Raw genomic sequence first — 8167 nt, forward strand, 5'->3', positions numbered from 1 at the left:
CCGCTCACCTAAGGACAATAGATTCAGCGTCGCGGGCCCGGCTCCAGACCACCGCAAATCCCACCAAAAAATACGGCAAAAGGATGGCCGTATACGACCATTCCACGCAGGCTGAGGCTGCCCATTGTCCAATATATAATTTCATTGATCGTCCGGTTCGACATCGCCGAAAGGAAGGATACGACCGCTCCGAGAAAGGACTGCATCACCACGCCGGACAGAATCAGGCTGTTCGTCGGAATTTTTCCGCTCTCCCTGGCCAACGCGATAACCATCCACAGCGTCAGCATTCCGGTCACGAAAGCGACCGCAGGCAGCGTCCAGCCGCCGAAAACCGAATACTGCAGCCCGTAAAAAGATCAGGGAACGACGCGCCTACCGCCGACCCCGAGGAAACCCCGAGCGTAAACGGATCGGCTAGCGGATTTCGCAGCACGCCCTGAAACCCCGAGCCGGCCACGGCCAGTGCCGCGCCGACCAGCATGCCCAGCAGAATCCGCGGCAGCCGGACCTTCACGATAATCTGCTCAAACGATGCGTTCCACGTCGGGTCGATATGGCTCCCGATCCATGGAATCCGGTGCAGCAGAATGAGAGCGATGTCCCGGATCGGCAGCGCGACCGAGCCGATCCCCAGACAGATCAGCAGGGTCAGGACGAGCAGGACGATGCCGATTCCTCCATAGCCTGCCAGCTTTTTGCTCATTATTTAAACAGGTCCGGATAAATGGCCTTCGCCACTTCCTTCAGGCCCTGCGTGACGCGCGGACCCGGACGGCTCAGCAGATTGTCGTCAAGACCGATGACCGCATCGTTCTTCACGGCTGTAATCTGGTCCCAGCCGCTGCGGCCTTTAATGATATCGCCAAGGCTTTTCTTCGTCTTCTCGTCGATGACGCTGTTAGCATACAAAATCACGTCCGGATTGTCCTTGATGATTTTCTCTTCGCTGATTTCACTCCAGCCCTCGGTGTCCGCCGCCACATTCACGCCGCCGGCCAGGGTGATCAGCTCATCCATGAACTCACCCTTGCCGACCGTCCAGCCCGGGGAAAATTCGATGTATACTTTTTTCTTCTGCTCCGGCGTCAGCGATTTGACCGCTTCAGTAACCTCATTTTCCTCCTGCTTCATCTTGTCGACCACCGCTTTGGCTTCCGCCTGATGGTCGGTGATGAGGCCATAGGTTTCGATATTTTTGATGACGTCATCGACCGTTTTCGGATCGGTCTTGAAAATTTGAATGCCGAGGTCGCGCAGCTTCTTCACCGCTTCCTCGCTCATCGAAATGCCCGTGAACACGATGTCCGGCTGGGCCGCAATGATCGCTTCCTCGTTCGGTTTAGTAATGCCGCCCATTTTCGCCTTGGACTTGGCCGCTTCCGGATAATCGTCATAATCGGACACCCCGACGATCTCGCTGTCCAGCCCGATCGCAAAGAGCGCCTCCGTCTCTGCAGGAGATACCGAGATAATATGCTTCGGCGCTTCCTTGAAAGTAAAGGACTCTCCGGTCGCATCCTGGATGGTCAGTGGATAGGTTGTTTTCAGTTCGTCTGTCTTTGTCTGGGACGCACTGTTATCCGTGCTTTGCTCCGTTTGGGCAGCAGGCTGCTGCGAGGCGGAGCTGTCTTCGTTCTTGGCGCCGCAGGCACTCAGCGATAAGGCAAGCAGCAGCGCCGCAAGGCCTGTGGACCAGCGTTTCAACGTTACGTTCATGATTTCGTTCTCTCCCTCTTTGTCTATCGAATAATTTGCACAAAAGAGGCCTGACCGGTATACGAAAACGGAATAAACCTGACGGAAATGCTAGAGTTGCAGCGCCGCTGCTCACCATGAGCAGGTGTATGGCGTCTGCCGCTCCATTCTTTGTCAACTAAAAAACCCTGACTCTTGTTCGATCAAGAATCAGGGATTACGTCTGCACGGACATCCNGNTNCNCCTATCCGGTGTGCCTTGTGGCATGCTGCGAGGTCAAGTGGTCAAGCCAATGCTTGCTTGAGCCGCGGTGAACATGCGTTATGAAGGGCACGTGAAACGTAATCCTTTCCTCGAAGGACCGTCATTTCCTCTCGTGAGGCAGGTCTCCTGACTTACAGGCTGGGTAAAATCGTCCCCGCCTTCCCATCCCGTGTAGCGGCGGAACAGTGGCTTCCTGGGGACATACCTGTTTACAGTGGCGGGACCGTGCCGGAGTTGCACCGGCTTCCCTTTTCACCCGGATCAACGCTCTCCTTATACGGCAGACAGCTTCCGGGACCTCACAAGCACTCCTATTCAATTATCCTGGCCATGCTTCTTTTGTCCTGATTATAGGGGAAAAGCCTGCGGGTGACAATGGAATTTTTGTGTCCGGCACTTGCCGGAATACATGTCCAGTCGCGTGCCCGGTGGAATGTCCGGACGCGGGCCCGAGAGCCATGACCAAACCCGGGGGAACGGACGATCCGGGAAACACGTCCTTGTATGTCAGCAGCCTGAGCCCTTTCGCCGCTTCGCCGGAGTGCAGAAAAGCTCGGACCGGTCGATGACGACCATTACCTCGTTCGCATCCTCTCTCAAGCTTCATTCACCAGCTTGCCGTCCCAACCGCCGGTTTCTTCAGTGAAGCTTAGCCGGATCCGCAGCAAACTCCCGGGCTGAACGTGAACGTCCCAGAAGGACAGCCCCGGGACAAGGCTGACCGCGAGCTGCCGCAGAACGCCGCCATGGGCGACAATCAGCATCTCCGGCGGAACCTGCGATTCGAGACCGATGCCTCCCGGTCCTTCCGATCGTGAAAGAACCGCCTCGCTGTCACCGATTCCTTTCGATCCGGAAAGTGTCACCCCGCCAATTTCGGTTCCTTTCGATCTCGAAAGCGCCGCCCCGCCGATCTCGTTCCCCTTCGATTCGAATAGTACCGCCTCGCTGTCATCGTCCCCTTGCGATCCGGGCAGTGCCGCCTCACCAATCTCGATCCTTTGCGATCCGGAAAGTGCCGACCCGCCAATCTTGATCCCTTTCGATCTGGGCAGTGCCGCCCCTCCATTCCCGATCCCCTTCGATTCGGAATGCGCCGCCCCGCCGTCGTTCTGAGCCTCTGCTGGTCTGCTGTATGCCCCTTCCACGTCCTTCAACAAACTGCCGACAAACCCGTCGATCCTCCCGGCAAAATCCGCCCATGACTCCCCGCCCGGCGGCGTCACCTGCTGCGGCGAATCGATCCACTGCCGGTAAAGGGACTCGTGCTGCAGCTGCTCATAGGTATGCCCTTCCCAGGCGCCAAAGTCCATTTCCCGCAGCCTCGGGTCATACATCGCAGTATCTGCGTGCGCCGGACTGATGATCGCCAGTGTCTCCCGGCATCGGGCCAGGTCGCTGCAATATACGCCGTGGAACGCCTTCCCGGCCAGCTCCCGGGCCAGCGGCGCAAGCTCGTCCCTGCCGCCCCGATCCAGCGGGATATCTGTATGCCCGAGGTAACGCTTCTCCCGGTTCCACCGCGTCGTGCCGTGCCGGACCAACAGCAGATCGACCTGTTTCACTAGGACGTCCATAAGCTGCCCCCTGCCGCCCACAGCACGGCGATGCCCAGCAGAATAAAGATGACCGATACCGTGATAAGCAGCCGGATCGTCATCGTGATGTCGCGCGCCTCCATCGGGCGCAGCGCATCGCCCATATAAGCCCGGAACGAGGCGACGCCGTGGTACACGTTCTCGCCGCCGAGCCGGATGCCGAGCGCGCCCGCCACCGCGGATTCGGGGAAGCCGCTGTTCGGGCTCGGATGGCGGTGCGCGTCCCGGCGCACGGTGCGCAAGGCACTGGCGGCGTCCAGACGCAGCAGCCAGGCGGACAGCACCAGGATGCCCGCGGTGATCCGGGCGGGAATGAAGTTGGTGATGTCATCCAACCTCGCCGATGCCCAGCCAAGATGCAAATATTTGTCGTTCTTGTAGCCGACCATGGAATCGAGCGTGTTCACCGCCCGGTAGGCCATCGCCAGCGGTGCGCCGCCGATGATGGCGTAGAACAGCGGCGAGACGACGGCGTCGACGATATTTTCCGCCACCGTTTCGACCGTGCCGCGGACGATCTCCGGCTCGTCCAGGTGGGCCGTGTCCCGGCCGACAATCATGCCGAGCGACTTGCGCGCTTCCGGCAGATCGCCGCGCCGCAAATGGCCAAGCACTTCCTTGCCGGCATCCTTCAGGCCCTTGACGGCGATCGTCGTGGCGATGAGCACCGCCTCCACTGCCCAGGCCAGCCACGGATGCACCAGATGCAGCCCCCAGAGAACAAACCATGTCAGCAGCATAGAGCCGCCCGCCACGATGACCGGGAGCAGAATTCCCGCTCTCTTGAGTCCTGCCGGGCGGGTGACCCTTGCCCGAATGGCGTTCTCCACCTTTTTAATCGCCTTGCCCATGCCGATGACCGGATGGGGAATCCACCTTGGATCCCCGATGATCCAATCGATGATAAAAGCCGCGGCAAGGATCCATATTGCGGTCATTTCCGCTCGCTCCATGCCGCCAGCAGGCCTTCCTTCACCGTGCTGTACACCGCGCGTCCGATCATCGCGCCGAGGTCGGTCGCGGTGCCCGCATAGCGGTGCAGCCCGGCGTAAGCGGCGCTTTGGCTGACGCCGAGAACAACGGCGTCCGTCGTCGTCCCCGTGGCGATCAGCCCATTGTCCGGGTCGCGCACGTCCAGGTCGGCCAGCGCAGCGGCCTTGGCCTCCACTGCCGTCATGACGGCGTTCAGCATGGCCGCCTTCGTCAACTGGCCGTCGATGGCCAGCATGATGTTGATCGTTCCCGGCGTATAGGCCGCGAACGTCCGCCGCTCCGAGCCTGCCCGGGCCGCATTGGATATGCCGGCCGTCGTGCAGCAGAACACCGCGGCCTGTTCGTTCTTCTCCTCATGTACCGCCGCATGGCGCAGCTGGACCGCCGTCAGCAGCCCCGCCGTCGTCTCCAGCGGATATCCCCACGCCGTGAGCCATTCCCTCCGTATCGCGCACCGGGTCGCTGCAGTCATATGTCCGGTCCACATACATATTCGTCACCCGCTGCAGCCTGCCCATGCCGCCTCCGTGAATGGAGCTTCCGAGACTGTCCAGCAGCTCCGGCGCCTCAAGCAGCAAATGCCGCNCTTTCCGTGTCAGCACGAGTCCCGGCCACACGGTGGAACGGTACGTATCCTGCAATCCGTCCATAAATGGTGTCGTCATCGCTTCTTNTCCCCCATATCAATCTTGTGTTTATGTGGACTCCGAAATCCGCCCCGCAAAGAATGTGCACATCCCTTGCCAGCGCCTACCTGCATAGCAGCCGTACCAGCCCTGCGTCTTGGGCCTGCACAGCCTGTCCTTTCGTGTAGATCTGCTCCTTACATCAAAATGCTCCCAACGTGCAGATCATTCCCCCTTGCTGGCGAGCACGTCGCCCAGCACCGCCAGCAGCCGCGCGTTGGCGTCCGCTCCCTTCACCGCAAACCGGACATGTCCCGGCCCCAAGCCCGGGTACATGGCGCAGCTGCGGATCAGGACGCCGCGAAGCCCGAGCTCGCGCTGCAGCTCCCCGGCACTCCACGGTGCCGGCAGCTCCGCGAGCAGGAAATTGGCTTCGCCGCCGCTCACGCGGCAGCCCAGATCCCGCAGACCCGCCGTCAGCCCGGCGCGCTCTGCGGCAATCAGCTCCAGCGTCTCGCGCTCATGCGCCTCGCCCCCGGCGAGCAGGGCCAAGCCGTTGACGCTCCACGTCACCTGCTTGCCCGTCATCGCCCGGATCACGTCCGGATGCGCGGCCGCATAGCCCAGCCGCAGGCCCGGAATGGCATAAAACTTCGTCATCGAGCGGACCAGGATCGTCCGCGGAAACCACCCCAGCTCCGGCAGCAGCGTCATCCGCCGCCCTTCCGGGATGAAGTCGATGAACGCCTCATCGACGACAAAATAGGTCCGGGTCCGCTCCGCCTCGGCCGCCAATTCCCGAATCTCTTCGAGCGGATACTGCACACCGTTCGGATTGTTCGGCTGCCCCAGAAAGAGCAGGTCCACCTTTTTCATCAGCCCAGCAATGTCCGAAACCTCTGCTCTCCAGTCGCGCTCCCGGCTGCCGAAGACGGCATGCACCTCGGCTCCGAACTGCTCCGACAGCTGTCGGTACTCCGAAAAGCAGGGCTGCACGATCCCGACCCTCGACGGCGCCAGCCCGAGCAGCAGGAGCGCCATCGACTCCGCCGCCCCGTTGCCGATGCTTAAATGTTCCGGCGCCACGCCCAGTTTGCGGGACAGCAGCGCTTTCAGGCGTCGGTGTCCCGGATCCGGATAACGAAGGATGGAAGGCAGTGCCTGTCCCAGCTTCGTCATGACGCCTTCCGGCGGACCCAGCGGATTGATGTTGGCGCTGAAATCCAGAAAGGACGCCGGATCGCCGCCGTACAGTTCCGACGCGCTCTCCAGATCCCCGCCATGTCCGTATCGTTCCAGCATATGTATTTTCCCCCCAGCAGTTCTCTGTCTTGAATCGCTTGCGAATGACCCCATTATTACGCCAAATTTCGCTGCGCGTCAATTCGGTTTTCGCTTTTGTTTCTTGTCCGCAATTGGTTTACAATAGACAAGGAACCGAATTAATTAAGGCCTTTTAACGGAGGAATCAAATATGCTGTTTATCGATAACCAGGGAATTACCGACCCTGCCGTCAATCTGGCGATTGAAGAATTCGCCCTCAAACATCTGCCCATGGACGACAGCTACCTGCTGTTTTACATTAACCGTCCTTCGATCATCATCGGTAAACATCAGAACACGATCGAGGAGATCAACCAGGAATACGTGAAAGACAACAATATCAAGGTTGTTCGCCGGCTCTCCGGCGGCGGAGCGGTGTACCACGACCTCGGCAACCTCAACTTCAGCTTCATTACCAAGGACGACGGGGAATCGTTCCACAATTTCCTGAAGTTTACCCAGCCGGTCATCGACGCGCTGCACCATATGGGTGTTAACGCGGAGCTGAGCGGACGCAATGACCTGCAGGTCGGCGAGCAAAAGATTTCCGGTAACGCCCAATTCTCGACCCGAGGCCGGATGTTCAGCCACGGCACGCTCATGTTCAACCTGAATCTGGACGATGTTCAGGCTTCCCTGAACGCCAATCCGGAGAAATTCAAGTCGAAGAGCACCAAGTCCGTACGCAGCCGCGTCGCTAACATCAGTGAGCTGATGAACCAAAAGATGACGATCGAGGAATTCCGCTCCGAGCTGCTCCGCTACATTTTTGGCATGGAACCAAACGAAGTGCCGCAGTACAAGCTGACGGAAGCCGATTGGGAGATCATCAACCAAATTTCCAAGGACCGATACCAGAACTGGGAATGGAATTACGGCCAGTCTCCGCAGTCCAACGTCAAGCACACGAAGCGGTTCCCGGTCGGCATCATCGACATCCGGATGGACATCAAGGACGCACGGATTCAGGATATTAAAATATACGGCGACTTTTTCGGCGTTGGCGATGTGGCGGATATTGAGGACCGTCTGCGCGGCAAGCGTTACGAAGAGTCCGAAGTCCGGGAAGCCCTCGCGGACATCGACGTGAAGCACTATTTTGGCAACATCGTGATGGACGACCTGATCGGTTTGATTTTTTTGGAAGAATAGTCAGCCCCGGAATTCGTCCTTATGGTAATAGTGACATACAGCAAAGAGAGGCCCCATGAATTCCATGGACCTCTCTTTTTTATCGCTCGAACCCTCTCATCCTATGGTATAATCGGCTGCAAAAGCTTGCAGACGGGTGTCTTTCACTCACCGCTCAGGCTCACATGAACGGAGGTAAGGTTTTTCCATGGAAATCAGGCCGATCCTTGAAGCCGACTATGACCGCGTGATCCCGGTCGTCAACGACTGGTGGGGCGGGCGCCAAATGACGCATCTGCTGCCGAAGCTGTTTTTCGAGCATTTTCAAAATACCAGTTTTGTGATGGAGGAAAAAGAGAGCGGGAAGCTTGTCGCCTTCCTGATCGGTTTCCAGTCCCAGACGCATCCGAACGAGGCGTATATCCATTTTGTCGGCGTCCATCCGGATTACCGCAAGCAGGGTACGGCCCGGACGCTGTATGAGCTGTTTTTCGAAAAAGTTCTTCAGCTCGGCTGCGACACGGTACGCTGC

The 8167-nt window shown here is 59.0% G+C and carries 7 protein-coding genes, 1 pseudogene and 1 riboswitch; of the genes and pseudogenes, 2 read left to right on the forward strand and 6 right to left on the reverse strand.

What is annotated here, in order from left to right:
• From CPT76_RS41750 to CPT76_RS33735, 6 genes and pseudogenes are all read right to left on the reverse strand, one after another.
• Positions 1–706: pseudogene (locus CPT76_RS41750) on the reverse strand (FecCD family ABC transporter permease); the annotation flags it as partial.
• Positions 706–1719 carry an ABC transporter substrate-binding protein gene (locus tag CPT76_RS33715; RefSeq protein ID WP_105446008.1) on the reverse strand — a complete coding sequence of 338 codons (1014 nt, stop codon included), beginning with the start codon at positions 1717–1719 and terminating at the stop codon, positions 706–708. The pseudogene CPT76_RS41750 and the gene CPT76_RS33715, both read right to left, overlap by 1 nt.
• Before the next feature lie 343 nt (positions 1720–2062).
• Positions 2063–2280, reverse strand: a riboswitch (cobalamin riboswitch).
• A 279-nt stretch (positions 2281–2559) separates the two neighbouring features.
• Positions 2560–3540 (reverse strand): histidine phosphatase family protein, encoded by a 981-nt coding sequence (locus CPT76_RS33720; protein ID WP_105446009.1) that lies wholly within the window; start codon positions 3538–3540, stop codon positions 2560–2562.
• Positions 3528–4499 (reverse strand): adenosylcobinamide-phosphate synthase CbiB, encoded by a 972-nt coding sequence (gene cbiB, locus CPT76_RS33725; RefSeq protein ID WP_105446071.1) that lies wholly within the window; start codon positions 4497–4499, stop codon positions 3528–3530. Before cbiB ends, CPT76_RS33720 begins: the two co-directional genes overlap by 13 nt.
• The gene (locus CPT76_RS33730) at positions 4496–5041 is read right to left on the reverse strand and encodes an adenosylcobinamide amidohydrolase (protein WP_483870087.1); all 546 of its coding nucleotides are present in this window, start codon (positions 5039–5041) and stop codon (positions 4496–4498) included. Before CPT76_RS33730 ends, cbiB begins: the two co-directional genes overlap by 4 nt.
• Positions 5042–5405: 364 nt before the next feature.
• On the reverse strand, positions 5406–6482 hold the full coding sequence (locus CPT76_RS33735) for a pyridoxal phosphate-dependent aminotransferase (protein ID WP_105446010.1): 1077 nt from the start codon (positions 6480–6482) through the stop codon (positions 5406–5408).
• A gap of 172 nt (positions 6483–6654) precedes the next feature.
• Between CPT76_RS33735 and lplA the strand changes: the two genes are divergently transcribed.
• A complete protein-coding gene (gene lplA / locus CPT76_RS33740) occupies positions 6655–7656 on the forward strand; it encodes a lipoate--protein ligase (protein ID WP_076173425.1) in 1002 nt (333 codons plus the stop codon).
• Between the two features lie 187 nt (positions 7657–7843).
• On the forward strand, positions 7844–8167 hold a 324-nt coding region (locus CPT76_RS33745), incomplete at its 3' end, for a GNAT family N-acetyltransferase (protein ID WP_105446011.1).

Origin of the sequence: Paenibacillus sp. AR247, from assembly GCF_002968895.1 — a bacterium.
In the GTDB taxonomy this organism is placed as follows: Bacteria; Bacillota; Bacilli; order Paenibacillales; family Paenibacillaceae; genus Paenibacillus_AQ; species Paenibacillus_AQ favisporus.